This is a genomic window from Pectobacterium atrosepticum, from assembly GCA_019056595.1.
Lineage (GTDB): Bacteria > Pseudomonadota > Gammaproteobacteria > Enterobacterales > Enterobacteriaceae > Pectobacterium > Pectobacterium atrosepticum.
Genome location: CP036163.1, coordinates 2952526 through 2978383, shown reverse-complemented (window position 1 = coordinate 2978383; position 25858 = coordinate 2952526). Strand labels below are relative to the sequence as shown.

At 51.8% G+C, this 25858-nt stretch carries 22 protein-coding genes; 6 read left to right on the top strand and 16 right to left on the bottom strand.

Annotated features, from left to right (window positions below):
• Positions 1-5 precede the first annotated feature (5 nt).
• Genes DCX48_14130 through DCX48_14095 form a run of 8 tightly spaced genes read right to left on the bottom strand, consistent with a single transcriptional unit; the run spans position 6 to position 8132 of the window.
• Complete coding sequence (locus DCX48_14130; protein ID QXE17249.1) at positions 6-1097, bottom strand: acyl-CoA desaturase; 1092 nt, start codon at positions 1095-1097, stop codon at positions 6-8.
• Positions 1097-2236, bottom strand: a complete 1140-nt coding sequence (locus DCX48_14125; protein ID QXE15564.1) for an acyl-CoA desaturase — start codon at positions 2234-2236, stop codon at positions 1097-1099. The genes DCX48_14130 and DCX48_14125 overlap by 1 nt, the downstream gene beginning before the upstream one ends.
• 2 nt (positions 2237-2238) lie before the next feature.
• On the bottom strand, positions 2239-3354 hold the full coding sequence (locus DCX48_14120; protein QXE15563.1) for a sterol desaturase family protein: 1116 nt from the start codon (positions 3352-3354) through the stop codon (positions 2239-2241).
• Positions 3355-3358: 4 nt separating this feature from the next.
• On the bottom strand, positions 3359-4009 hold the full coding sequence (locus DCX48_14115; GenBank protein ID QXE17248.1) for an inositol phosphorylceramide synthase: 651 nt from the start codon (positions 4007-4009) through the stop codon (positions 3359-3361).
• On the bottom strand, positions 4009-5295 hold the full coding sequence (locus DCX48_14110; GenBank protein QXE15562.1) for a CoF synthetase: 1287 nt from the start codon (positions 5293-5295) through the stop codon (positions 4009-4011). Before DCX48_14110 ends, DCX48_14115 begins: the two co-directional genes overlap by 1 nt.
• A complete protein-coding gene (locus DCX48_14105; GenBank protein QXE15561.1) occupies positions 5292-6098 on the bottom strand; it encodes an MBL fold metallo-hydrolase in 807 nt (268 codons plus the stop codon). The genes DCX48_14110 and DCX48_14105 overlap by 4 nt, the downstream gene beginning before the upstream one ends.
• Entirely contained in the window at positions 6091-7119 is a 1029-nt protein-coding gene (locus DCX48_14100) for an NAD(P)-dependent oxidoreductase (protein ID QXE15560.1), read from the bottom strand. Before DCX48_14100 ends, DCX48_14105 begins: the two co-directional genes overlap by 8 nt.
• Positions 7116-8132, bottom strand: a complete 1017-nt coding sequence (locus DCX48_14095; protein QXE15559.1) for a ketoacyl-ACP synthase III — start codon at positions 8130-8132, stop codon at positions 7116-7118. Before DCX48_14095 ends, DCX48_14100 begins: the two co-directional genes overlap by 4 nt.
• A 198-nt stretch (positions 8133-8330) precedes the next feature.
• On the opposite strand from DCX48_14095, the gene DCX48_14090 reads away from it, so the two are divergent.
• The 3 genes from DCX48_14090 (at position 8331) to DCX48_14080 (ending at position 11009) form a co-directional block, all read left to right on the top strand.
• Positions 8331-8672 carry a GlpM family protein gene (locus tag DCX48_14090; GenBank protein QXE15558.1) on the top strand — a complete coding sequence of 114 codons (342 nt, stop codon included), beginning with the start codon at positions 8331-8333 and terminating at the stop codon, positions 8670-8672.
• 28 nt (positions 8673-8700) lie between these two features.
• On the top strand, positions 8701-9897 hold the full coding sequence (locus DCX48_14085) for a putative acyl-CoA thioester hydrolase (protein QXE15557.1): 1197 nt from the start codon (positions 8701-8703) through the stop codon (positions 9895-9897).
• Between the two features lie 374 nt (positions 9898-10271).
• On the top strand, positions 10272-11009 hold the full coding sequence (locus DCX48_14080) for a LuxR family transcriptional regulator (GenBank protein ID QXE15556.1): 738 nt from the start codon (positions 10272-10274) through the stop codon (positions 11007-11009).
• On the opposite strand, the gene DCX48_14075 is transcribed toward DCX48_14080, so the two are convergent.
• Both DCX48_14075 and argG read right to left on the bottom strand, forming a co-directional pair.
• Positions 10990-11640: an acyl-homoserine-lactone synthase gene (locus DCX48_14075; GenBank protein QXE15555.1), complete on the bottom strand. Its 651-nt coding sequence runs from the start codon at positions 11638-11640 to the stop codon at positions 10990-10992. The genes DCX48_14080 and DCX48_14075 overlap by 20 nt on opposite strands.
• A 257-nt stretch (positions 11641-11897) precedes the next feature.
• Positions 11898-13244, bottom strand: a complete 1347-nt coding sequence (gene argG / locus DCX48_14070) for an argininosuccinate synthase (GenBank protein QXE15554.1) — start codon at positions 13242-13244, stop codon at positions 11898-11900.
• 599 nt (positions 13245-13843) lie between these two features.
• On the opposite strand from argG, the gene DCX48_14065 reads away from it, so the two are divergent.
• The gene (locus DCX48_14065; GenBank protein QXE15553.1) at positions 13844-14419 is read left to right on the top strand and encodes a DJ-1/PfpI family protein; all 576 of its coding nucleotides are present in this window, start codon (positions 13844-13846) and stop codon (positions 14417-14419) included.
• 83 nt (positions 14420-14502) lie between these two features.
• Here the strand turns inward: DCX48_14065 and DCX48_14060 are convergent, their stop codons facing one another.
• The 4 genes from DCX48_14060 to DCX48_14045 form a co-directional block, all read right to left on the bottom strand.
• Positions 14503-15681 (bottom strand): xylose operon transcription regulator XylR, encoded by a 1179-nt coding sequence (locus tag DCX48_14060; protein QXE15552.1) that lies wholly within the window; start codon positions 15679-15681, stop codon positions 14503-14505.
• Positions 15682-15817: 136 nt separating this feature from the next.
• Positions 15818-16999: a sugar ABC transporter permease gene (locus tag DCX48_14055; GenBank protein ID QXE15551.1), complete on the bottom strand. Its 1182-nt coding sequence runs from the start codon at positions 16997-16999 to the stop codon at positions 15818-15820.
• Entirely contained in the window at positions 16977-18518 is a 1542-nt protein-coding gene (locus DCX48_14050) for a xylose ABC transporter ATP-binding protein (GenBank protein ID QXE15550.1), read from the bottom strand. Before DCX48_14050 ends, DCX48_14055 begins: the two co-directional genes overlap by 23 nt.
• Positions 18519-18653: 135 nt before the next feature.
• Positions 18654-19649: a D-xylose ABC transporter substrate-binding protein gene (locus DCX48_14045; protein ID QXE17247.1), complete on the bottom strand. Its 996-nt coding sequence runs from the start codon at positions 19647-19649 to the stop codon at positions 18654-18656.
• 478 nt (positions 19650-20127) lie between these two features.
• Between DCX48_14045 and xylA the strand changes: the two genes are divergently transcribed.
• Positions 20128-21447, top strand: a complete 1320-nt coding sequence (xylA, locus tag DCX48_14040) for a xylose isomerase (GenBank protein QXE15549.1) — start codon at positions 20128-20130, stop codon at positions 21445-21447.
• Between the two features lie 66 nt (positions 21448-21513).
• On the top strand, positions 21514-22971 hold the full coding sequence (gene xylB, locus DCX48_14035; protein ID QXE15548.1) for a xylulokinase: 1458 nt from the start codon (positions 21514-21516) through the stop codon (positions 22969-22971).
• A 30-nt stretch (positions 22972-23001) separates the two neighbouring features.
• Here xylB and DCX48_14030 read toward each other — a convergent pair whose 3' ends face one another.
• Both DCX48_14030 and DCX48_14025 read right to left on the bottom strand, forming a co-directional pair.
• Positions 23002-23994: an acyltransferase gene (locus tag DCX48_14030; protein ID QXE15547.1), complete on the bottom strand. Its 993-nt coding sequence runs from the start codon at positions 23992-23994 to the stop codon at positions 23002-23004.
• Positions 23995-24183: 189 nt separating this feature from the next.
• Positions 24184-25719, bottom strand: coding sequence for an aldehyde dehydrogenase (locus tag DCX48_14025; protein ID QXE15546.1), 1536 nt, complete (start codon positions 25717-25719; stop codon positions 24184-24186).
• Between the last annotated feature and the right edge of the window lie 139 nt (positions 25720-25858).

Sequence of the window (25858 nt, the reverse complement as noted above, 5' to 3'; positions counted from 1 at the left end):
TATTTTTAGCGTCCTGTTCCCATTTTTTTAAGAAAGCGCTGTTGCTCAACCAAAATCGCTTTTAGCGTAATGCATTGATAATTAATGCCATGACGCGGGGCAACGTCCGCAATAATTTTGGATAGCGCAGGATAGTGCCGGTGATTCCAGTTGGGGAAAAGATGGTGAGTCAGGTGCATATTGAGCTGCCCCAGCCAGTAACCCAGCCATGCGGGCCGGGTATGCCAATCTACCGTGGTGGAAAAGGCATGCTGGTAGCGACCATGCTTGAATAGGCCGTCTTCCGGTGCTTGATAAAACGTCCCTTTTGCCCAATGTGACCCCAAAATCAGGACGACAAAAATCAGCGATGACAACATCTGGCTCAGCAGATAAACCAACAACAGCGAGCCGAAGCTGATGGGCGTCGGAGACAAAAGCCAGTAGGGGATCGCCAGCGCCAACAGAGCATGCAGCACTTTGGATAACAGGAAAACGCCCCAGCCCTGAGCACCCTGAAACGTCATATTGCGCGTCACCTGCGTTTTCCCCGCACGATCGAGCCAGTCAAAAAACCAGATGATGCAGGGAAATGTCAGCGACGCCACCATTGGCCAGTAGTAGCGCTGAGCGCGCATAAAAAAGCGAAACCGATGGTAGGGCGATTGGCGCAAGACGCCGTTTTCTTCGATATCCAGATCGTAGTGCTGCACATTCACGTGCGCATGATGAAAAATCACATGCCGCACTCGCCAGCAGTCGGAATCCATACCGAGCGGAATACTCACCACAATATTGAGCAGGTTATTCGCCCACGGCCGCCGGAAAAAGACGTTATGGGACGCATCATGCACCACATTCACCGCCAGAAACATGGCGGTAAAAATAAAGGCAAAGTAGCAGCCAGCAAAACCCAACAGCGTCGTTTGCCGGAGACTGAAACCATAAAACGTCAGGCACAGCGCCACCAGAAACAGCATCTTGCCGATAAACCCCGCATTGGCAAAACGGTGATCGCCCGTCTCTGCCAGATACGCATTCGCCGCCTTCATCAACGCCCGATGCAATGCCAGATCGCGGCCTTGTTCATAACGTAGAGGTTTCAACGGTGCGAGCATCATTCTTCCTCTGAGCGGGATTGCTCGGTACGTTGCGCAGTACGCCGATCGTAACCTTCACCCATCGATTTTAGAAACCGACGCTGGCTATCCAGCAGCTCACGATAGGTAATGCAGCGGTAATTCATACCATGTTCGGCGGCAATGCGCCGTAAAATAGCGGCGAGTGCGGGGTAATGGCGATGATGCCATCCTGGGAAAAGATGATGTGTCAGATGTAAATTCAGTCCTCCCGTCCAGTGCCCAAGCCAGCGCGGCGTCGGCAGCCAGTCACAGGCGGTCGCAAAGTTATGCTGATACCAGCCTTGAGGCATGTTCTCTGCGTCAGCGACAGCATAAAACTCAGCCTCAGCCCAGTGCGTACCCAGCAGTAAAAACACCACCAATAGCGATGCCAACATTTGCCCGAACACGTAGCTTAACAGCACGATACCGGGGCTAATGCCGTGTGCGCCTCCCACCAAGATGGGAATAACCAGCACCAGCAAGATATGGCCGATTTTACTGCCGATAAAAATCGACCACCCATCTCGGCCTGATTGTGCTACGCGGGCGTTCACGGGCGTTTTACCCAAGCGATCGGCCCAATCAAAGATCCAGGCGATGTAGGGGAGCGAGAACGCCGCTACCAGCGGCCAGTAAAGATGCTGATAACGCATATAGGAACGGTGACGCTGAAAAGGCGTTTGGCGGAAAACACCATTCTCTTCCGTATCCAGATCGTAATGCTCCACATTCGGATAAAGATGGTGGAAGTCCACATGACGCCAACGCCAATAGTCAGGATCGATGCCTAATGGCAGCGTCACTATTCGCCCAACCACGCGGTTAAGCGTGTGGTTGCGGAAAAAAGTATTATGGGACGCATCATGATTAACGATGATATTCAATAACATCGACAGCATGATGAAAGAAAAATAGCTCAGGAAGAATGCCCATGCTGCCTGCTGCACTAAACAAAGGACATAACAGACGATGCCGCATAAAAAGAGTAATCCGGCCTTCACAAACTGACCGCGATCGGCAAAGCGATGATCGTGGTTAGCACGAAGATAGGCCGACGTTTCTCGCTGTAATGCCCGATGAAAAGCCTGTTCACCCTTCGCGGGGTACAGCTTCGCGGGAAGCGCATCATTCATTTTCATTCCCCCACGGCAATAGGGCGCTGGCCCCAGCCGACCATCATTGCAAGCCCGTGCAATGCCAACATCAGCATCGCTATTTTCCAGTAGAGCGCTTCCCAGCCCAGATAGACAAGAAACACGGCAGGAAACAACAGTACCACCAGCAGCCAGACGTAAATGCCCCACCGTCGCCCTTCAGAAATGCCGCCCAGCGCGACCGCCCCCGCCACCAGCAGCAGGAAGAGCGCCGCCTGTGACAGGTTGGCGGAATCATAGCCGTAGCCATACAGGTAGACGTAGCCCACCACCAACGAAAATAGCAGCATCGACCCAGCGATTAACGCCATCGGCGTACAGTGAAACGTCGCCTGACGCGTGCGGCGTACTGACAATTTCAGATACGACATAAACGGTAGGTTACTGGCCAAGAACGGGTTTTCCGATGGCGTTTCTTTGCCTGCGCCGTAACGGAAAGGCGTGTCAGGTAACTGCGGACAAAAGCTGCCAAACAACTTGTCCCAAAAAATGAAGGTGCCACCGAAGTTCTTATCGGCGTACGCACGGTTATTCACATGGTGTACACGATGGTGTGCTGGCGTAACCAACACCTTTTCCAGCCAGCCCAGTTTGGGCGTCATCGCGTTATGGTTAAAGAGTTGGACGCTGTAATGCAGGATGGAAACGGTGACGAACACGTACAGCGGAACACCGAGCAACGCCAGAATCAGGAAAAACGGAATCGAGGTCAGCGAGGAATACCAGGAGTTACGCACGCCCAGCGACAGATTGAAATGTTCACCCTGATGATGAACCACATGCACCGCCCACAGCACGCCAAAGGTATGGTGCAGGCGGTGTAGCCAATAAAAACCAAAATCCCAGGCGAGTATCGCGAACAACCACATCAGCACCGGCGGCCAGGTTTCCACCCAGCCAAAACTGAAATGCGCCGCGACATAGCCATAGCAAAAAATTTCCACGCTGCGAAAGAGCCACAGCATGATATGCCCTGAATTCAGGTTGAAAACCACGTCATGCCAGTTCACCTTCTCGCGCTGCATCCACTGTAAAACCAGCGCTTCGCCAATCACCACAACCAGCATGAAGACTATCGGTAATGCTAAATCAATCATGAATTCATTCCTGATGGCGCTTATCGTTGGGCAGCGTCGATGGGGAAATGGCCTTCACCGTCTCCCGGCTACGCAGAAAGATCCATCCGACGATTCCTGCGAGCATCGCTCCAGTCACCAGATCGATGAACAGGTGTCGGCGCAGTTGCAGGATGGAAAAGGCAATCGCCGCACCCCACAGAAGATACAGACCCGTTTTCACCTTTTGCTGACTATCGCTCATCGCCCACACCGCCAGAACCGTTAGCGCAATGTGCAGCGACGGCAGGCAGTTTTGCGGCGAATCGATACGCTGTAAAAGCTGTAGCAGACGGGCGGAGATATCGTCCCCGACGACTTGCGGATACACCATCGTAGTCGGAAAAATCAGGTACACCGCGCCCGCAATCAACGCGGTAAGCTGCGTTGCACGGCGTAATCCAGCCAAGCGTGTAATCGGGCAGGATAAGTAAGACAGTGGAATGATGATGAAAAAGGAGAGATACAGCCAGATAGCCGAGGCGTTAAAGGGAATCCATTCATCAACCATCGAAGGCGATAACACCGTTCCTTGCCCCTGAAACTGTGCGCTCAGTTGATACACCACGCCGACCGCCCCCCAGCCGAAGAGCAGCGCTTTCAGCCGCAATAGCATCGTTCTTTGAGGAAATCGCATCATGCTTCCTCCTTCAGGCGGGTAATACGTCTGCGCTTTTGCGTGAATTCTGGCGCGATCTCACTGGCAGTTAACTGCCACCGTAGCCGCGACGTATCAATCCCCTGCAACACAAACTGCTGCGACAAACTGTCCCGACAGGCTTCCAGTTCCGGCAGGCTACACGCGGCGGATAAATGCAGCGCCGCTTCTCCGTGCTGTACCAGCCGATAGTCGGCATGCAATGGCAGCGCATTGGCAATCACCCGGCTACAGAGATCCGCAAACACGGTCTGAGGTTCACCGCTGTTGCTCGGTAGCCACAGGCTGTCATCACTGCGCCCTTCGATACGGGCTATCGCCATCGTCACTCGGCCACACGCACAGGGCGCTTTTTGCTTCACCAACACATCATCCAGCCGATAACGCACAATCGGCTGCGTGCTGCGGGTGAAATCAGTAATGACGGGCGTAAAGCGTTCGTCATCCAACCACTGCGGCTCAATGTGAATAAATTCTTCGTTGAGGTGTAGCGTGCCGTGTTCACAGGTCGATGCCAGAAAGCCTTCCGTCGCCTGATACACTTCCCCTACTTGCCCGAAGACCTGCTGTAACAGCTGCTTATCCTGCGGTTCCAGCACCTCGGCCACGGAAATCACCTTTTTGACCGACAGGTTCAGCTCACCACGTTGTACCGCTAACGCCAGCTCACGCAGCACCTGCGCGGGTGCGACGATAATCGACGGTGACCACGTTTCCAGACGAGAAAAATGTTCAGTAAACGGCGCGAAGAGATCGTAAAACGACAGGCTGAGCCAGCGATTATCGACGCTGTGATAGAGGTTGTTATCCGCCCGCAGAAACAGCGCCACGCGTTCACCGGCGCGTAAACCGTCCGGCAGCATTTTAGCCAACATGCCTCCGGCCCAAATCTGCTGTTCGCGCGGGCTGACGACAAACAACCCGCGCTGACCGGAGGTGCCGGACGACAGCCCGACGCTGAACCCGTTCACATTCGGCGTAAAGTCCCGATCGTCTTCACTGCGGCGCGCACAGGCGAGCAAGTCGTCCCGCTTAAGCCCGGCGGTATTCATCCGATCGAATTCAGCCATCATCACGGCTTTATCCATCATCGGCCAGGACGTGATCGGGAGATTGCAGTAAGGACGAAAATAGGGGCTACGCGCCAGCACTCGCCGCGCGAAACGAGAAAGCTGACGCTGTTGATGGCGTTCAAGCGCCTGACGAGTGCTAAAACTCAGGCGTCTGGCACGCAAATAGTGCCAGATCGTCATCAGCGGAATCATAGGTCGCCCTCATGACACAGCCGAATCTCAACCTGCCCGTTCAGATGCAACTGATGCAGTTGATCTAACGTTTGGTAATAGGCTTTTGGATCGTCCATCACCAGATTCGCCAAGCGCGACGGCCCGCGACCTTCGCGATAGCTGTGCGGCGACCAGGCGGCATCGCTTGCCAACAGCACCCAGCCGGTTTCGGTCAGCACAAACGCGCCGAGGTGCCCGACTGCATGGCCGGGCAACGGCACCAGCACGATCTCTTTGTCGCTCCCCGGCAACGCATAACCTTGCGTAAACGGCGCAAGCGCCGCAGGCAGGTCGGTAAGCGGGAAGTTTTCGACAAACTGGAGCGCCTGCTCAAAATGTTCAGGGATCAGCGCAGGCACAAACGCTCGCTTCAAGGCCGCGAAACCACGCAAATTCCGCGTCTGCTGCCAGCCCAGCGCCGAACAGATAAACGGCACGGCAGGGAAATCCCGCAGCCCCGCGATATGGTCACCGTGAAAATGGGAAATAATCAGGCCGTCGATGTCGGCAGGCTGAATGCCCTGCGCGTGTAGCTGATGAATCAGCGCGTCTTTCGTCTCGAAATGCACCGGCGTCATTCTGCGGTACAGTTGAAACAGGCCGGAACGCGTGGCGTCGGTAAAATGCTGGGCATAACCGGTGTCCCACAGCCAGCGCTTGCCGTGACTTTCCAGCATCCAGACCCGCGCCGGAAAACGGCACACCTTCCAGCCTGCTCCACGCAGCGCCATGCAACCCGGATGCAGGCAGTACCCTACTTCAAACGTCGAAATATTAGCCATGTCCGTCAGTACTCCGCTGTGCAAGGTGGGTATTGAACCAGCTACCGGTTAATTCGATGCCCTGCTGGAGGGAGAAACGCGGCTGATATCCCAGCTCTTGCTGCGCTTTTTCCGCGCTGAGCGTCATATCGAAATTCACCGCGCCCGCACTGTAGCGCGTCAGCAACGGCTCTTTCCGGCTAAACCGCGAGAACAACTCCATCCCCCCCGCTACCGCATGCAACAGCGGATACGGCACCGCTTTGACGCGATAATGCATCCCCAGTTGCCCAACCAGCAGTTGCGCAAGCATGTCTGCAAGGCGTGCGGGTTCATGATTGGTGATGTTGTACGCCGAGCCAGAAACTAATCCCGTTCGCTGGCTAGCCAGCGCCATCGCTTCCACCACGTTGCCGACAAATGTCAGATCCAGCAGCGCCTCGCCGCCGCGCGGGAGCCGTAGCACACCGCCGCCCACCGCGATCTGCTCCAGAACACGCGGCAGGATCACGCGGTCATGCGGACCAAACAGGCCACGCGGTCGCAGAATTACATAGGTCGTTTGCGGATAGCGCGACGTCAGCGCATGAAGTCGTTCTTCCGCCAGAAATTTTGTCTGCGCATAGTGATTGGCGAAGCGTGCTGCGCGGTAGCTTTCATCAATATTCAGGTGGTGCTGATAATCGAAGTAAATCGCAGGCGTGGAGATATGGACAAAACGCGGGATACCCAATTGTCCGGCAGCCTCAGCCAGCCGCGCCGTTACCTCGGTATTATTCTGATAGAAGTCATCATATTGACCCCACGGCGATGATTTCGCCGCACAGTGCCAGACCACGTCGCAGCCCGCCATCAGCGATCGATACTGCTCTACCGACGTTTCAACCAAATCAATGCAGGTAAACTGCGCGCCCTGCATATCAAGCTGTTGCCCCACCGTGCGATCGCGCCCACAAGCCAGCACCTGATGCCCAGCCTGAAGCAGCCATTCCACCGCGTTACGCCCCAACCCGCTGGTTGCACCAGTGACGAAGACCTTCATGGAATCAGTACCATTCCGCCCAGCGTCAGCCCAGCGGCCGTACCAACCAGCATCGCGGGTTCGCCTTCAGGCAGGCGTTGCGTCACGATGGCATGGTGCAGCGCCGTCGGAATCGAGGCCGCCACCTGATTACCGTGATAGCGGTAAATATCAATCAATCTTTCTGTCGGGATCGCCAGCCGTTTACGCATATGCTCCAGCGACAGGTGGCTGGCCTGATGCGGAACCACCGCAGCCATCTGCTCAAGCGTGAAACCACTCGCATCCAACAGCCGTTGCAGATAGCCCTCAATCAAAGCAGAAGCCTGTCTGAATAGCCGTTTTCCCTGCATATGGAATAGAAAATCATGCAGTTCCATCCCCGCTCGCGGGTTACGCAACGTACCGCCTGCGCGGATCTGACACAGCTCATTACCCTTCGGATAGGTTTCCAGCAGACATGCAGCAATCCCGCTGCGACCATCACCACGTTCGACAATGGCACAGGCGGCCCCATCGCCAAAAATCAGCGACGATTCTTCGTCATCCCAGTCAATACCGCGTGAGGCCAGTTCGGTAGAGACAATAGCAATGCGCCGATAGGCTCCGGTATTTAGCAAGCCAGCGGCCACCTGAAGGGCAGAAATAAAGCTGACACAGCTGCTGTTAATATCAAAACAGGCCGTCCCTTTTGGCAGAGACGATGCCTTTAATAAATGACTGGCGCTATAAGGCAGCGCCTGAATCGGGATGGCGGAAGCAAACAGCAGCAGATCGATTGACGCTGGCGGAATAACGCCTCGCGTCAGCGCATCATTTAACGCCGCCACACCAAGCTCAGCCTGGCTGGCATGATTATCGGCATGATGGCGATAGATAATGCCTGAACGGCTTTCAACATAACCAGCGGGCTTATTTAGCCGCACATCTAATTCAGCCGAGGTCACCCGCTGCGCAGGAAGCGCGCTGCCAGTGGAAATAATCTTGAGTGGAACCAACCCCTGAGTAAATGCATGACTTTGCGTCTTCAACATCAATCCTTTTCAGATTCGTTATCGTTTTACCCGTACTGAGCAGGTTATCATGTACAGTATTTCTTCATTTTGCCGCTAAGAATAACGAAATTGCCACGAATTGAAATCTCAAGCTGTGCGGTCACACTATTCCATACGGGTACTTTTTCGCTATTCTCTGTTCATTCACGATGCTTAATTAAGCCAGAAGTCATACTTATGTCATTGTTTATCAAATCTGTTATCGGCGCTCTGATTGTATTGCTCATCAGCGTATTGGCGAAAAGCCGAAACTATTATATTGCCGGGCTGGTGCCGCTATTCCCCACGTTCGCCCTGATCGCACATTACATCGTTGGCACCGAACGCGGACTGGACGCGCTACGCACAACCATCCTGTTTGGCATCTGGTCTGTTATTCCTTATCTGGCTTATCTCATCTCACTTTATTACTTTACCGGGTGGATGAAGTTGCCACAGGCGCTGCTCGCGGCGGTCGTGTGTTGGAGTGTGTCAGCGGCACTGCTGATCAAAATCTGGACGTGGTATCAGGGGAATTAGCGTCTGACTTCTTTATTAGGATTGCGTAATGACAAAAACGACATACCCCGGCACAGTTTCTCGCCCTATTCTTTCCGCGCAGGAAGCGGATCGCTTCACGCTCCCGGACTATTTTACGTTGCGTGGACACGATGGTCATGCTGATGTCTGGCAACCCGCACCGATTGAGGTCGATCCGGCGACGCCTTGGGTTGTTGGGCCACAGGTCGGGGTCGATGGCGCAACGCACACTCATATCCAGCAGGCGGTAAACGCCGCGCTGCAGGCTCAGCAGGGTCGGGCGCGCATTGATATTAAAGTGCTCCCGGGCAGCTATGTCGGCACGGTCTACCTCCCCGCCGATTCGCCACCGCTCACGCTATTTGGCGCAGGAGAACAACCGGATGACATGGTGATTCAACTCGCGCTGGATTCGATGTTTTCACCAGCAACCTACCGAAAAACGGTGAACCCGCACGGTGAATATCAGCCCAGCGATCCTGCCTGGTACATGTACGATCTCTGTGCGTCAAAGCAGAACGCGACGATTGATACTCTCTGTGCCGCCGTGGTCTGGTCGCAGAGCGACAATTTCCAGATGAAGAACCTGACGGTGGTAAATTCATTGCTCGATTCGGTAGATAGCCGCGCACATCAGGCTGTGGCGCTACGCACCGACGGCGATAAAGTACAGCTTGAAAGAGTTCATCTGATCGGGCGTCAGGATACATTTTTCGTCAATACCAGTAATCTCCACAACGAGTACGTCACAGACCGCTACAGCCGCGCCTACATTAAAGACAGCTACATTGAAGGTGATGTTGATTACATTTTTGGCCGGGCGACTGCGGTATTCGATCGCGTCCACTTTCATACCGTTTCCAGCCGTGGGGCAAAAGATATTCATGTGTTTGCACCTGACAGCATGCCGTGGGCGCAGTATGGGTTTTTGGCAATGAAATGTCGCTTTACGGGTGACGAAGGCTTCAGCAGGGAAAAAAAGGCCAAATTGGGGCGCGCATGGGATCAGGGAGCAAGGCACACAGGATATCAGCCGGGCCAGACAGCAAACGGACAGCTAGTGATTCGCGACAGTACGATTGATGCCAGCTATGACAGAGAACAACCGTGGGGAGCCGCTGCCACTACCGCTAGACCCTTTGCAGGTAACACGGATTCGGCCCGCAATCTGGACGATATGCATTTCAATCGGCTGTGGGAATATAACAATATCGATGAGGAATAATGCGGATGAAAGTAGGCAGATTCCGCTTGTGAAAACATCACATTGATATAACTAATGTCATTAGAACCTGATGGGCCTGTAAAACAATACAGGCCATAGAAAAGAAAAATTATTTTTATTATATTACTGATAAATCTTGCTTAATTAGCATTCCCTGATGTCAGCCAATCATCACGCTTATCCTGAGCGATGTTTATTTCTTTTGCTTTACGCCCTTAACAACGTCGTAAGATTTTATGTTTTTTCATCTCAAAGAAAAGCTATACTAAAGTATAGTTAAGGCTATCTGCATAGGTTACTATAGATATACGTATAGGGATGGGTATATACTTTTTCTATTACAGGATGTTGAATTTTCAGGCAGAGGTCATGAGATGTCGCAACTATTCTACAACAATGAAACTATAAGCAGGATAATAAAAAGTCAATTCGATACGGCATTAAGCCACTACGGTGACATCAAATATGCCTACATGGTGTTAAATAAAAAGAAGCCAACAGAAATTTTGATCATTTCCAATCACCATGACGAGTGGCGAGAGATATACCAAGCAAATAACTATCAACAAATTGATCCTGTGGTAATTGCAGCCCTTAATAAAATCACCCCTTTCCCTTGGGACGAAGATTTACTTGTCAGCACACAACTGAAGATGTCAAAGATATTTAACTTATCCAGAGAGCATAACATCACCAACGGTTACACTTTTGTTCTTCATGACCACAACAATAATCTGGTTATGCTATCAATTATGATTGATGAATCTAATGTGAATAACATCGATGACGTAATCGAGAGTAATAAAGATAAGTTACAAATGACGTTGATGAATATTCATGCAGAAACCATCTCTCTGTACAGAGAGATGATTAGAAGCAAAGAAGATGAAAGATCAAATGATAAAGATATTTTTTCTCAACGGGAAAATGAAATCCTTTATTGGGCCAGTATGGGTAAAACCTATCAGGAGATAGCACTGATATTAGATATTAAAACAGGCACAGTTAAATTTCACATCGGCAATGTTGTAAAAAAACTCGGCGTATTAAATGCCAAACATGCAATCAGACTTGGCATCGAGCTACAACTCATCAGACCGGTTCAGTCATAGGTTCGAAAGACAGTGGCCACTCTCGTAGCTTACTTTCAACAAATTCTTGGTTGTGATTTATACGACGAACTAGCACATCCTGGCTTTCATTATCGACAGGTAAGAAAAGCAGATAGACTCTTTCCTGCTTTTCTGACATACCCTGCTCAACAATCGAAATTTTCCAACCAGAACGCTTCAGTATTGTAAGCATAGGGTGACTGACAATAGTGTAAACACCATCATATCCTTTACTCCTTGAGTAATTCACCGTTGCCAAGAAGAACATCGTACTAACGGGATAAGAATTTCCTAAAATAGTTTTTGACCGCGCTTTATCTACAAAAAACCGACTCGACTCAATATATTTCCCTTCAGGAATATCTATTTTTTCAAAATAGGGAAAAAATGTTCCGGTAATCATATTAGGATACTTCGTTTCAATTAGTCGAGAACTGCAAATAACTTGATCATCCTCTATACCGAAAAGATAAGTCGCATTATCATCATCATACTGATCGAACTCCATCCCGTTAATACATTTTACCGCCCAATTAAGCCTGTCCTTGAACGTTTCTTTCCTAAGCGTAAACAATTCTTCCGATTTTTTTTCCGACAGTAGTGTGTAACTTACATCGAATATTTCTAACATTTTTCCTCCATTAAAAATTTGCAGCTAGATATCAAAAAAACAGATAGGCCATCCAATAGATTCTTTCGCCTTTTAACAAAAACCTAGGCTTATTGTTATTGTATTCTGTCGCTTTCCACAGCGGTTGTACAGATGTAACCTGCATTGTCAGTAAGAGTTCATACATGAAAAAATCGAATATAAACATATGATAAACAGATAAAAAAAATCCGGAAGCGCGAGACGACTCCGGATTTTTATATTATTCAATCTGTTCGTTATTTCTCTGTTTTATCCTGCAATTGCCCTACCTGCGGCAGGCCCGTGCTGGCAGAGGAAGAGAGCAAGCCCGTTTCAGCATAGTTAAACAGTTTTTCACGCGTGTCTGTGATATCCAGATTGCGCATGGTCAGCTGGCCAATACGGTCATCTGGCGAGAAGACCGAGTCGCCTTTCTCCATGGTCAAGCGTTCTGGCTTATAGGTCAGATTGTCAGACACAGTATTCATGATGGAGTAATCATTGCCACGACGTAGCTCCAGCGTAACCTCACCGGTGATGGCACTGGCTATCCAACGCTGAGAAGAATCACGCAGCATCAATGCCTGGGAGTCAAACCAGCGTCCCTGATACAGGAAACGACCCAGCTGACGGCCATTAGCATGGTATTGCTCGATGGTGTCTTCGTTGTGGATACCAGTGAGCAAACGCTCATAGGCAATGTGCAGCAGTGCCATTCCCGGCGCTTCATAGATGCCGCGGCTTTTCGCTTCAATGATGCGGTTTTCGATCTGGTCGCTCATACCCAGACCGTGACGACCGCCGATGCGGTTTGCTTCCAGCATCAGTTCAATATCATCGGTAAAGGTCTTGCCGTTCAGCGCAACTGGGTGTCCACGCTCAAAACGAATGGTCACTTCTTCTGCCGGAACCTTGACGTTCTCGTCCCAGAATTTCACGCCCATAATCGGGTTAACGATTTTAACGCTGGAATTCAGGAATTCCAGATCCTTCGCTTCGTGCGTCGCACCCAGAATATTGGAATCCGTAGAATAGGCTTTCTCGGCCGACATTTTATAGCCGAACCCTGCCTGCGACATAAACTCAGACATCTCCTGACGACCGCCCAGCTCATCAATGAAGTCGGTATCCAGCCACGGCTTGTAAATCTTCAGTTCAGCATTGGTCAGCAGGCCGTAGCGATAGAAACGCTCAATATCGTTGCCTTTATAGGTGCTGCCGTCACCCCAGATGTTCACGCCGTCTTCTTTCATTGCCGCAACCAGCATCGTACCGGTAACTGCACGGCCTAGCGGCGTGGTGTTGAAATAGGTCACGCCCGCTGTCGTATTGTGGAATGCGCCACACTGAATCGCAGCGATACCTTCAGCGACTAATTGCTTACGGCAATCGATAAGGCGAGCATTTTCTGCGCCGTATTCCATAGCACGACGTGGGATTTCATCGTAGTCATCCTCGTCTGGTTGCCCCAGATTTGCGGTATACGCATAAGGAACCGCGCCCTTTTGACGCATCCAAAGCAGTGCAGCGCTGGTATCCAGACCACCCGAGAACGCAATACCAATACGCTGACCAACCGGAAGATGCTTGAGAATCGTTGTCATATATGTAATCCCTGCTCGAAAGATCTATGGTGATATACCCGTTATACTTCAAGCTGCATGTGCGTTGGCTTCTCTTACTCACCCCAGCCACTTACCGATGTAAGCTCCTAGGACTCGCGCGATTGCCGCGTTACGATGCTCATGACTGAGCATCGCCCTAAAGGGTTAACGCTTCGCGCTATTCAAAACGAACACGTTTTGTCCTGCAACTCGAATTATTAAGGGTATCAGCTTAGCCGCCACACCATTATGTTACGCCATACATTAATGAGCGTTCGTGCCCTGTGCACATCTCACGGGCCGGTCGATGACCAAAAATCGACGCGCTCACCAATGCATATTTATGCAAAATAAGTGAGTGATAATTTAAACATCTTTTTGGCGGGACAGGAAGAGAAGAGTCATGCTTTCATGCAAAAAAATTCGTGGCTAATTCACGGCCAAGTTAGCGAGTATAGCGCTATCTTCTCTCCAGGCTAAGCAGCAAAAATCGTTTACGCGACTCACTCGACACTAATAAAACATCGTTTCATTTTTACGATATTTCTTTGCTATTCTCTTGCGGTTAACACCTTCCCTTGCATATTGCTGGAGATGCTATGTCTAAGAAAGTCGCCGTTCTGCTGGCTCCTGGGTTTGAAGAAGCAGAAGCGATTATGGTGATTGATGTACTGCACCGTATGAAGATAGAAGTCACCATGCTGTCATGCCATGACAGACTGGAGCTGCACAGTTATCACAATATCCGTATGTTTGCCGATGCGCTGCTGGAAAGAAACCAGGACACGCTGTTTGATGCCGTGGTCATTCCTGGCGGCCCACAGGGAACAGTAAATCTTGCCGCAAACCCGATGGTTGTCGAGTTTATCCGTCGCCATGACGACGCGGGAAAACTGATCTGCCCACTGTGCTCCGCAGCCGCGCGCGTGCTGGGTGGTAACAAGCTGTTGAAAGGCCGCCGCTACGTCTGTTCTGGGGATTTATGGCAGGACGTAACCGATGGCGTTTATGTTAACGAGAAAGTCGTAGAAGACGGCAATCTGATCAGCGGTAAGGGACTGGGCGTGTCATTCGATTTTGCCTTTACCATCGCCACCCGCCTGACCGGCGACAAAGAAGACGCCAACTTCCAGGTTGAACACATCGATTACGATTACTGGCGCGTGCCAGCGTAACAGTTCACCAGCCTAATGATAAGGCGCGCACCATCGCGCCTTCCTGCATGGCTTTCCTGTATGCCTTTCCTGTATAAATAATCCTAATAACCTTCCCCATAGCGCTCGCGGTACTCTTTCGGCGTGATGTCATACCCTTTCTTAAAGACGGCATAAAAATAGGGCAGCGAAGGGTAGCCGCACATCAGCGAAATCTCACCAATCGAGAGCGAGGTCGAGATCAGCAAGTTGCGCGCCCGATCTAATTTTTCTGCGTGAATCACACCGTGAATCGTCTGGCCTACCTCATCTTTGAAGCGTTTTTCCAGATTCGAGCGGGAAATCCCTACCGCATCCAGCACCTGCTCGACCTTAATCCCTTTACAGGCGTGATAGCGGATAAAGTGCATGGCCTGAATAACAGCAGGATCGTGCACGGAGCGATAGTCCGTTGAACGGCGCTCGACCACCCGAACCGGCGGCACCAGAATACGTTGCAGCGGCAAATCGACCTGATTTAGCAACAGCTGATGCAGCAGCTTCGCGGCGCGGTATCCCATTTGGCGCGTGCCTTGCGCCACAGACGAGAGTGCGACGCGTGACAGGTAGCGAATCAGATCTTCGTTATCGATCCCAATCACACACAGCTTTTCTGGTACGGCAATATTCAGATGTTCGCAGACCTGCAACAGATGACGCGCACGGGAATCCGTCACCGCGATAATTCCCGTCTGCGGTGGCAACCCCTGTACCCAATCGGCCAACCGATTTTGCGCGTATTGCCAGTTATCCGGCGAGGTTTCCATTCCCTGATACACCACGCCCTGATACTTTTCTGCCGCAACTAGCTGCCGGAAAGCATGCTCCCGCTCCTGCGCCCAGCCTTTCCCGCCCGATGCGGGCAACCCATAAAAAGCAAAGCGGTTCAGCCCTTTATCTTTAAGGTGCATAAACGCGCTTTCCACCAGTGCATAATTATCTGTCGCGATATAATGCACTGGCGGGTAATCCTCAGGCTGATGGTAGGAACCGCCAACCCCTACCAGCGGAACGTTCACATCCTGTAGTAGCCGTTTGATCTCACCATCGTCAAAATCGGCAATCACACCATCACCCAGCCATTCTTTGATGTTATCAATCCGGCAACGAAAATCCTCTTCAATGAAGATGTCCCAGTCACACTGAGAAGCCTGTAAATATTCGCCAACCCCTTCAACCACCTGACGGTCATACACTTTGTTGGCGTTGAACAGCAGCGTGATGCGATAGCGTTTTTCAAACATGGTAGTCGGCGCTCATTAATCGCAAGTTCCTTGAATAAAGACCTCTTTCTTGAATAGCACAGCGCCCCCAGAGGCCAAAATAATTTGCTGATTATTGCGAGCCGCCACGTATTTCCTCCTCAGGCCCAACGTCACGTCATACGCGCCGCTTTGTGGCGGTGTCCATCCACACCGCCAAGAGCAGGATTCCGCCTTTCACGACGTATTGCCAGAACGTCGGCACATCCAACATGCTCATCCCGTTATCCAGCGACGCCATGATAAATGCCCCCATCACCGCGCCCGCCACGCTGCCAATACCGCCTGCCAGACTGGTTCCACCAATCACGCAGGCCGCAATCGCATCCAGCTCGGCAATATTCCCGGCAGATGGCGACCCTGCCCCTAATCGTGAACTGAGAATCAGCCCAGCGACCGCGACCATCAGGCCATTAATCGCGAACACCGCCATTTTGGTGCGTTCGACATTCACTCCCGATAAACGAGCGGCATCGATATTCCCGCCCACGGCATAGATACGACGACCAAACGCGGTTCGCGTCGCCAAAAAAATACCGCCCAGCATCAACAGCGTCAGCACCAGAACCGGTGTTGGCACGCCACGATAGTCATTCAGCAGATAGATCGCGCCCAATACGATCAGTGCTGTCACTGTCTGGCGGCCGACATCCCCGGCGGGTGGATTTATCGGTAACCCTAACCGAGCACGGCTACTACGCCGACGCCACTGCCAGCCAATAAACACCATCAGCCCGATAGCACCGAACATAAAACCGATGCCAGAAGGCAGATAGCTTTGCCCAATCTGCGACATCGCCTCACTGGTCGGGGAAACCGTTGTCCCATTGGTAATACCGATCAAAATGCCGCGAAAAGCCAGCATCCCCGCCAGCGTCACGATAAAAGAAGGGACTTTCCGGTAGGCAACCCACCAGCCGTTCCACGCGCCAAGCAATAATCCCAGCGCGAGCGTCACAACAATGGTCAGCGGCAAAGGCCAGCCAAACCAGACATCAAAAATAGCCGCCGCACCGCCCAATAACCCCATCATCGATCCGACCGACAGATCGATCTCGGCGGAGATAATGACGAACACCATACCGACGGCCAGAATGCCAGTAATTGCCGTTTGCCTCAGCAGGTTGGAAAGATTACGCGCGCTGAGGTACGCCCCGTCGGTCATATAGGTGAAAAAGAGCATGATCGCGATGATGGCGGCAATCATCACGTAGACCTGAAGATTGATGCTTTTCAGTCGTTGCAGCATCGGGACAGATCCAGCGACATGTTGTTGTTCAGACTGCGATGTTTTCAGCACGATGTTCACTCCTCAATGCAGCTTCCATAACCTGTTCCTGGGTTAAATCACGATTGATCAAATCCGCTTTGATACGCCCCTGATGCATCACCAACACCCGATCGCTCAACCCCAGTACCTCGGGCAATTCTGAAGAAATCACGATGACGGCAATATGCTGTTTTACCAGCGCATTAATGAGCTTATAGATTTCATATTTGGCACCGATATCAATGCCGCGCGTGGGTTCATCAAGGATGAGAATACGAGGGTTCAGCAGCAGGCATTTCGCCAGTACCGCTTTTTGCTGGTTACCGCCACTTAATCGGGCGATCGCCAGTTCCGGGCTGGAGGTTTTCACTTTCAGATTCGCTAGCGATTGCCGGATGATGTCCTGTTCACGGGCGTCATCCAGCGTGGAAAATATCCCTGTGAATTGATCGAGCGCCGCCAGCGTCATATTCTGCGCCACGCTCATCACTGGGACGATGCCGTCCTTCTTACGATCCTCAGGCACCATTGCAATCCCCTGCGCCATAGCCTGCTGGCAGTTGCTGATGGTCACCTGCTTGCCGTCAATAAATATGTCGCCCTGCCAGCGCCCACGATAGGCACCAAACAGACACTGCACCGTCTCCGTACGCCCTGACCCAACCAGCCCGGCAATACCGAGAATTTCGCCTCGGTGCAAAGCAAACGACACATCATCCACCCGACGAATGTGGCGATTCACGGGGTGCCAGGCGGTAAGGTGCTCCACGCGCAACACCTCTTCACCAATGACATGCGGCTCATTGGGATAAAGCTCTGTCAGTTCCCGCCCTACCATCATGGCAATGATATGATCCTCACTCAGCTCAGCCGCCGGACGCGTACCAATATGCTTCCCGTCACGAATCACGCAAATCACATCGGAAATCGCTTTAACTTCGTTAAGCTTGTGAGAAATATAGATACAGGCGATACCGTGATCGCGCAGATCCTGAATGATTTCCAGCAGGATACCCGTTTCCCGTTCGGTCAATGAGGCCGTTGGCTCATCCAGCACCAACAGACGCACCTGCTTGTTCAGCGCCTTGGCGATTTCCACCAGTTGCTGCTGACCCAATCCAAGCTCCCCCACTTTAGTATTCGGGTCGACGGCCAGCTTGACCTGCTCCAACATGCGCTGGCAGCGTAGATACATATTGTCGTAATCCATCACGCCAAAACGCGTCCACTCATTACCTAGGAACATGTTCTCCAGCACCGTCATCTCTTTCACCAGCGCCAGTTCCTGATGAATAATCGCGATGCCTTTTTGCTCCGTATCACGGATATGGTTGGCACGCAGTTCATCACCGGAAAAGATAATCTGCCCGTCATAGCTGCCATGTGGATAGATGGCACATAACACCTTCATTAAGGTGGATTTCCCTGAGCCATTCTCGCCGCACAGCGACAAGACCTGACCAGCCTCCAGCGTCAGGCTGACGTTATCGACGGCTTTCACCGCACCAAACGCCTTCGTGATGTTTTTCATTTCCAACAGGTGCGGCATCGTAGCCTCCGTGATTCAGGTGTATCAGACCTCGTCAGCGACAGTGGCGAGCCACAACGTCATGTCGTGGCTCAGTAACCTCTTTCCTACATCCTGAAACTCGAATTATTTGGAGTATATTGGCTGCGGAGCGCGTTAATACACATCCGCTTTTTTGTGGAAACCATCAGCAATGATGGTGGAATCGATATTGGATTTATCGACGGGAATTGGGGTCAGTAAGAAGGAAGGAATGTCTTTCAACCCATTGTTTAGTTTAGCGTTAGACTCTGGCGTTTTACCGGCTCCCAGTGCCACAGCGATATCTGCGGCATCTTTCGCCAGCTTGCTGATCGGTTTATAGACCGTCATGGTTTGCGTCCCAGCCACAATGCGTTTGATTGCCGCCAAGTCGGCATCCTGACCGGAAATAGCCACCTTCCCTGCCAATCCTTGTGCAGCCAGCGCCTGAATCGCCCCGCCCGCCGTGGCATCGTTCGACGCAACGACAGCATCAATCTTATTGCTGTTCGCCGTTAGCGCATTTTCCATAATTTTTAGCGCGTTTTCTGGTAGCCAGGCATCGACCCACTGATCGCCAACGACCTTGATCTTCCCACTCTCGATCAACGGCGTGAGCACTTTCATTTGCCCCTGACGAAACAGCTTCGCATTGTTATCGACCGGTGAGCCGCCCATTAAGAAATAGTTTCCGCCGGGCACTTTATCGACGAGATATTTCGCCTGTAGCTCTCCAACCTTTTCATTATCAAATGAAATATAAAAATCCACATCCGCATTATTAATCATGCGATCGTAAGCAAGAACTTTTATTCCCTCACGTTTTGCTTCCGCAATAACATTACCAAGTACCTGACCGTTATAAGGAATAATAACCAATACATCGACACCGCGATTGATCATGTTTTCTATTTGAGAAATTTGCGTAGCTTCATTGCCGTTTGCTGATTGAACAAAAACATCAGCGCCCTGCTTTTTGGCTTGCTCAACAAAAAGATCGCGATCTTTCTGCCAGCGTTCAAGACGCAAATCATCAATCGCCATGCCTATTTTAACGTCCTTCGCGAATCCGGGCTGACAAGCTAAAGTGAATACGGCACAAGCTGAGAGTAAAAAATGGTTAACTTTCATCATAGCGTACCTTTTTTTATTTAAAGTGCAGGGCTATACCCTAAATAATTCGAGCTACAGGAAGGCGGCAAGAGAGGGAGTCCCGATGAGCTTACTCAAGTAAGTGATTCGGGTGACTGAACGCGGCCAACGCACATGTAACTTGAAGTATGACGGGTATGAGGTCTCCAATAGCCAGATGAGTATTGTCGCTAAATATCCCCCCATCAATTACAGATTTTTATCCTCCAATTATGTTTTTTGGTTTAATTTCCGTTTTTTGATGCGGGTCATATTTTATTGTCGAGTCACATTTTTACGTTGTTACATATTGCGAAGCGTATTCAGGTTAAAACGCCGTTATTTTTGCGACACAGCGCACATTTAATAATTCTCTGAATTTCAGTGTGAAATAACGTAATTGAGGAAACGTTCATCAACTCCGAAAATTAATCACATTCCCGTCTCTTCCGTCTGGGTGGTTTCTAAGGAGTTAACGATGCAAGCCTATTTTGAACAGATCGAAAAAGTTCGTTATGAAGGTAGCCAAAGCAGTAATCCCTTCGCCTTTCGTCACTACAATCCCGATCAGGAAATTCTCGGTAAACGTATGGCGGACCATTTGCGTTTTGCCGTCGCTTATTGGCACACGTTCTGCTGGAACGGCTCGGATATGTTCGGCGTCGGATCCTTTGCCCGGCCGTGGCAGCAGTCGGGCGATGCGCTGGAACTGGCGAAGCGCAAAGCGGATATCGCATTCGAATTCTTTCAAAAACTAAGCGTGCCTTACTACTGCTTTCATGACGTCGATGTCGCGCCGGAAGGGAACTCGCTGAAAGAATATCTGCATAACATTGCGGTGATCACCGATGTGCTGGCGGAAAAGCAGCAGGATAGCGGCGTGAAGCTGCTGTGGGGCACCGCTAACTGCTTCACCAATCCCCGCTATGGCGCAGGCGCGGCCACCAATCCTGATCCAGATGTGTTTGCCTGGGCTGCTACGCAGGTGTTCACGGCAATGAACGCGACCAAAACACTGGGCGGTGAAAACTATGTGCTGTGGGGCGGGCGCGAAGGGTATGAAACTCTGCTCAATACCGACCTGCGTCAGGAGCGTGAGCAAATTGGCCGCTTTATGCAAATGGTTGTCGAGCATAAACACAAAATCGGTTTTCAGGGCACACTGCTCATTGAACCGAAACCGCAGGAACCGACTAAACATCAGTACGATTACGATGTCGCCACTGTTTATGGCTTCCTGAAACAGTTTGGGCTGGAAAAAGAGATTAAAGTCAACGTGGAAGCCAACCACGCGACGCTTGCTGGGCATTCATTCCACCATGAGATCGCCACCGCTGTCGCGCTGGGCGTTTTCGGATCGGTCGATGCCAATCGCGGCGACCCTCAGCTTGGCTGGGACACCGATCAGTTCCCTAACAGCGTGGAAGAAAACACGCTGATCATGTATGAAATTCTCAAGGCAGGCGGCTTCACGACAGGTGGGCTGAACTTTGATGCCAAAGTTCGTCGCCAGAGCACCGATCGCTATGACCTTTTCCATGCGCATATCGGCGCGATGGATACAATGGCACTGGCGCTCAAGGCTGCTGCCAGAATGATTGAAGATGATAAGCTCAATCAATTGGTCGCCAAGCGCTATGCGGGCTGGAACGGTGAACTAGGTCAGCAAATTCTGCAAGGCAACGCGTCGCTGGAATCGCTGGCTCAGTATGCGGAAAGCCATCAACTGGCACCACAGCACCAGAGCGGCCAGCAGGAACTGCTGGAAAATCTGGTTAACCGCCATCTATTTGGCTAGTGCGGTACGCTTGCCTGCTACGGCAGGTTAAAAAACTGCCGTAGTACAAGGCGATCAGGAGCGACTATGTATATCGGTATTGATCTGGGTACTTCCGGTGTTAAAGCCATCTTACTGGATGAAACAGGAGAGGTGATCGCCAGCCATAGCGCCGCGCTGAGCATTTCGCGTCCGCATCCGCTTTGGTCGGAGCAAGCGCCTGAGGACTGGTGGCAGGCAACAGACCAAGCGCTACAAGCATTGGCAGCAACACACAGCCTTCGCGCCGTGAAAGCGCTGGGGTTGACCGGGCAAATGCACGGGGCGACCTTGCTGGACGCCCGCCAGAACGTGCTGCGGCCCGCGATTCTCTGGAATGACGGACGTAGCGCGGCGCAATGCCGAACGCTGGAACAGTTGGTGCCTACCTCGCGCCAGATTACCGGCAACCTGATGATGCCGGGCTTTACTGCCCCCAAACTAAAATGGGTGCAGGAAAACGAAAGCGATATCTTTCGCCAAATCGACAAGGTCCTGCTGCCAAAAGACTATCTCCGCTGGCGTCTGACAGGGGAATTTGCCAGCGATATGTCCGATGCGGCTGGAACCCTCTGGCTGGACGTCGCCAAACGGGATTGGAGCGATGCTCTGCTGGAAGCCTGCTCGCTGAGCCGTGAACACATGCCCACGCTGTATGAAGGCAACCAGATTACCGGTTATCTGCGACCTGACATCGCCAGTCGCTGGGGTATGGATCCCGTCCCCGTTATTGCTGGCGGTGGGGATAACGCAGCAGGCGCGATTGGCGTCGGGCTGTATCAAACCGGTCAGGCGATGCTGTCTCTCGGCACATCCGGCGTTTATTTCGCCGTCAGCGACGGTTTTCTCAGTAATCCTCAGCATGCCGTCCACAGCTTTTGCCATGCGCTGCCAAATACCTGGCACCTGATGTCCGTGATGTTAAGCGCGGCGTCCTGCCTAGATTGGGTCGCCCGCCTGACACACGCCGAGAGCGTGCCCGCACTGTTGCAGGAAGTCGCCTCAATGCCAGCCGATGACACGATAACGCCAGTGTGGTTTTTGCCCTATCTTTCTGGCGAGCGTACACCGCACAACAATCCTGATGCCAAAGGCGCATTCTGGGGGCTCACCCACCAGCACGGCCGCGCAGAGCTGGCAAAAGCGGTGCTGGAAGGCGTGGGATTTGCGCTTGCCGATGGGATGGACGCACTGCATATGACTGGGCTAAAACCCGATAGCATCACGCTAATTGGCGGTGGCGCACGTAGCGACTATTGGCGGCAAATGTTGGCAGATATCAGTGGTCAAACTCTGGAATACCGCACGGGCGGCGATGTCGGCCCAGCGCTGGGTGCCGCCCGTCTGGCACAAATCGCTATGCATCCCCATACGCCACTGGCAGAACTCTTGCCGCCGCTACCGATGGAGCAGGTTCATCAGCCGAATACCCAGCGCCACGCCGACTATGCCGAGCGTAGGCGCACATTTAAAACGCTCTACCAACAGCTTAGTCCGCTGATGTAGCACCGTTCGTCCGGTACACCGGACGGGTAGTCAACTCACCCAGCGCCGCACATCAATCTTCTGTAAAGCCATCGAAAGCAGCAGGCTGGCCGCCAGCGCGATGGTGAAGACATAGAAGATATCGAGAACCGGATGATCCGGCAGCATCACATCATGCGTACGTAGATAGTGAATGATCAACGCGTGGAAACCGTAAATCGCCAGCGAATGACGCGAAATGGTGGCAAAACCCGGTAAGATCCGCTGGCTAAAGTAGTACTTAAACACCACCAAAAGGCTGACCGCCGCCAGAAACACCAGTGGCCCGCAGTAGATATAAAACGTCTGGGTGAATGTATCGTTCAACAATGTGTGGTGCTTCGTCCCCATAGCAATCAGCGCGACACACGCAATGAAGAAGGGGATAGCGGCCAGCACGACTTTCTTTGGCACATCCAACATGCCCAACGCACGCCCCAGCGCGGCATATAGCACGTAGTAAAACGTATCACCGTAAATATAGAGATTAACAGGCAGTAATTTAAAGCCTTCAAACCCCACCCGCCCCGTATTAGGGTTGGCGATAACGGCCAATAAGATAATCAAGACCGCTAAATATTTGCCCGATACTGGCTTGATTGTAATAAGTGGGGAAAGCAGGTAAATCACGATAATGGCGTAGAAAAACCATAGGTGATAAAAGATCGGTTTTTGCAGCGCATGGTGTAATGAATTCAAGCCATTAATCGGCGTGAGCGTCGCAATATAGATCAGCGCGACCGTACTATAAAAAAGCAGACATAAACCGACACGTAGGAAATTTTTCTTCCCCGCACTACGCTCACCAAAGAATAAATAACCCGAGATCATGAAAAACAGTGGGACGCAGACGCGCGAAGCAGAGTTCAGGACATTCGCCACATCCCAATATCCGTCACCCGGCGTGCCACCCGCAGTAATATAGTAAGTTGTACTATGAATCAGAACGACCATCATGCAAGCCAGCGCCCGCAGGTTATCAATCCAGCCGATCTTATCCGTCATGCACAACCTCTTGAAAGCAAAGCGCTATTCAAAACAGCGTAGCCGTTGTTAAGCGCCGACACAATCAACTATCAATCATCAGCAACTAACAATCGGGCAAATCTGAGTGCTCAGGACGCATTAACACGGAAAACTAGCATCGATTTACGTTATGCGCGCCTCCCAATGGCAGGCGCGCAGGGTCTGGTGTTAGAACAGCCCCATCGGCTTATCAGAGTAACTCACCAACAGGCACTTGGTTTGCTGATAATGATCCAGCATCATTTTATGATTCTCACGCCCGATACCGGACTGCTTATAGCCCCCAAACGCGGCATGTGCCGGATAGGCGTGATAACAGTTGGTCCAAACTCGACCAGCCTGAATGCCGCGCCCCATTCGGTAAGCGACGTTACCGTTACGGCTCCACACGCCAGCACCCAGACCGTATTCCGTATCGTTAGCTATCTCCAGCGCATCTTCCATCGTCTTGAACGTTGTTACCGCCAACACCGGACCGAAAATTTCCTCCTGAAAGACACGCATACTATTTTTACCGAACAATATCGTCGGCTCCAAATAGTAGCCTTCCGCCAGCCCGCCCGGCATCGCCTTACGCTGGCCGCCAGTGAGTACCCGTGCGCCCTCTTTCTTACCGATATCAATATAGTTAAGGATGGTTTCGAGCTGGCCTGCTGACACCTGTGCGCCCATCATGGTTTTGCTGTCCAGCGGGTTACCGATGCGGATAGCTTCAACGCGCTTGATTGCCCGTTCCATAAAGCGATCATAGATAGATTCCTGCACCAGCGCGCGGCTCGGGCAGGTGCAAACCTCTCCCTGATTGAAGGCAAACAGCGTGAAACCTTCGAGCGCTTTGTCAAAGAAACTATCTTCCTTATCCATCACATCGGCAAAGAAGATGTTCGGCGATTTGCCACCCAATTCCAGCGTCACCGGCGTCACATTCTGTGCCGCATAGCTCATGATCTGCTGGCCCACTTCGGTTGACCCGGTGAATGCGACTTTCGCAACGCGTTTCGATGTTGCCAGATACTCGCCAATCTCACTTCCCGATCCATTGACGACATTAATGACCCCCGCAGGCAGCAGATCCTGAATAAGCTCCATCAAAATCAGCACCGACATCGGCGTCAGCTTGGCAGGCTTCAGTACAATACAGTTACCGGCTGCCAGTGCAGGAGCCATCTTCCAACAGGCCATCAGCAGCGGGAAGTTCCAGGGAATGATTTGCGCAACAACGCCAAGAGGCTCATGAAAATGATAGGCCACGGTATCGCCGTCAATTTCGCTGATTGCCCCCTCTTGCGCGCGGATACAGGCAGCAAAATAACGAAAGTGGTCAATCGCCAGCGGCACATCCGCCCCGCTTGTTTCACGTATCGGCTTACCGTTATCCCAGGTTTCCACCTGCGCTAGCCGTTCAAGATTTTGTTCCATCCGGTCGGCAATACGGTTAAGCACCAGCGCCCGTTCCTGTACCGATAGACCACCCCATTCCGCTTTTGCCTTGTGGGCTGCATCCAGCGCGTGGTCAATATCTCGCGTTGACGAACTGGCTACTTCACACATCGGCTGGCCTGTCACTGGCGTTAAATTGACAAAATACTGACCAGCATCAGGCGGAACCCAGGTTCCACCGATAAAATTGTCATAGCGTTTTTTCAGATCGAGAGAACCGACTTCGCCAAATGCGGATCGGCCTTCGAGATTATCGTGCGCCATTTCAGTCTCCTTTTCATTTCCGAGTAAGCGGCCATGCCGCAGTGAAAAAAGAGGCAAGCAGTAAGCAGCTACATTAAGCCTATACGGGGTGTGGCGTTAGCGACAGGATTCAGCCAGAGAAGAAGGCAACTCTTCGAGT

Bases quoted from the DNA above. Each gene is read 5' to 3' on its own strand.
- DCX48_14130 (QXE17249.1), bottom strand. From the start codon at position 1,097: ATGCTCGCACCGTTGAAACCTCTACGTTATGAACAAGGCCGCGATCTG.
- DCX48_14115 (QXE17248.1), bottom strand. From the start codon at position 4,009: ATGCGATTTCCTCAAAGAACGATGCTATTGCGGCTGAAAGCGCTGCTC.
- xylB (QXE15548.1), top strand. From the start codon at position 21,514: ATGTATATCGGTATTGATCTGGGTACTTCCGGTGTTAAAGCCATCTTA.
- DCX48_14025 (QXE15546.1), bottom strand. From the start codon at position 25,719: ATGGCGCACGATAATCTCGAAGGCCGATCCGCATTTGGCGAAGTCGGT.
- DCX48_14105 (QXE15561.1), bottom strand. From the start codon at position 6,098: ATGGCTAATATTTCGACGTTTGAAGTAGGGTACTGCCTGCATCCGGGT.
- DCX48_14075 (QXE15555.1), bottom strand. From the start codon at position 11,640: ATGTTAGAAATATTCGATGTAAGTTACACACTACTGTCGGAAAAAAAA.
- xylA (QXE15549.1), top strand. From the start codon at position 20,128: ATGCAAGCCTATTTTGAACAGATCGAAAAAGTTCGTTATGAAGGTAGC.
- DCX48_14095 (QXE15559.1), bottom strand. From the start codon at position 8,132: ATGTTGAAGACGCAAAGTCATGCATTTACTCAGGGGTTGGTTCCACTC.
- DCX48_14030 (QXE15547.1), bottom strand. From the start codon at position 23,994: ATGACGGATAAGATCGGCTGGATTGATAACCTGCGGGCGCTGGCTTGC.
- DCX48_14065 (QXE15553.1), top strand. From the start codon at position 13,844: ATGTCTAAGAAAGTCGCCGTTCTGCTGGCTCCTGGGTTTGAAGAAGCA.
- DCX48_14085 (QXE15557.1), top strand. From the start codon at position 8,701: ATGACAAAAACGACATACCCCGGCACAGTTTCTCGCCCTATTCTTTCC.
- argG (QXE15554.1), bottom strand. From the start codon at position 13,244: ATGACAACGATTCTCAAGCATCTTCCGGTTGGTCAGCGTATTGGTATT.
- DCX48_14060 (QXE15552.1), bottom strand. From the start codon at position 15,681: ATGTTTGAAAAACGCTATCGCATCACGCTGCTGTTCAACGCCAACAAA.
- DCX48_14050 (QXE15550.1), bottom strand. From the start codon at position 18,518: ATGCCGCACCTGTTGGAAATGAAAAACATCACGAAGGCGTTTGGTGCG.
- DCX48_14045 (QXE17247.1), bottom strand. From the start codon at position 19,649: ATGAAAGTTAACCATTTTTTACTCTCAGCTTGTGCCGTATTCACTTTA.
- DCX48_14110 (QXE15562.1), bottom strand. From the start codon at position 5,295: ATGATTCCGCTGATGACGATCTGGCACTATTTGCGTGCCAGACGCCTG.
- DCX48_14120 (QXE15563.1), bottom strand. From the start codon at position 3,354: ATGATTGATTTAGCATTACCGATAGTCTTCATGCTGGTTGTGGTGATT.
- DCX48_14100 (QXE15560.1), bottom strand. From the start codon at position 7,119: ATGAAGGTCTTCGTCACTGGTGCAACCAGCGGGTTGGGGCGTAACGCG.
- DCX48_14090 (QXE15558.1), top strand. From the start codon at position 8,331: ATGTCATTGTTTATCAAATCTGTTATCGGCGCTCTGATTGTATTGCTC.
- DCX48_14080 (QXE15556.1), top strand. From the start codon at position 10,272: ATGTCGCAACTATTCTACAACAATGAAACTATAAGCAGGATAATAAAA.
- DCX48_14125 (QXE15564.1), bottom strand. From the start codon at position 2,236: ATGAATGATGCGCTTCCCGCGAAGCTGTACCCCGCGAAGGGTGAACAG.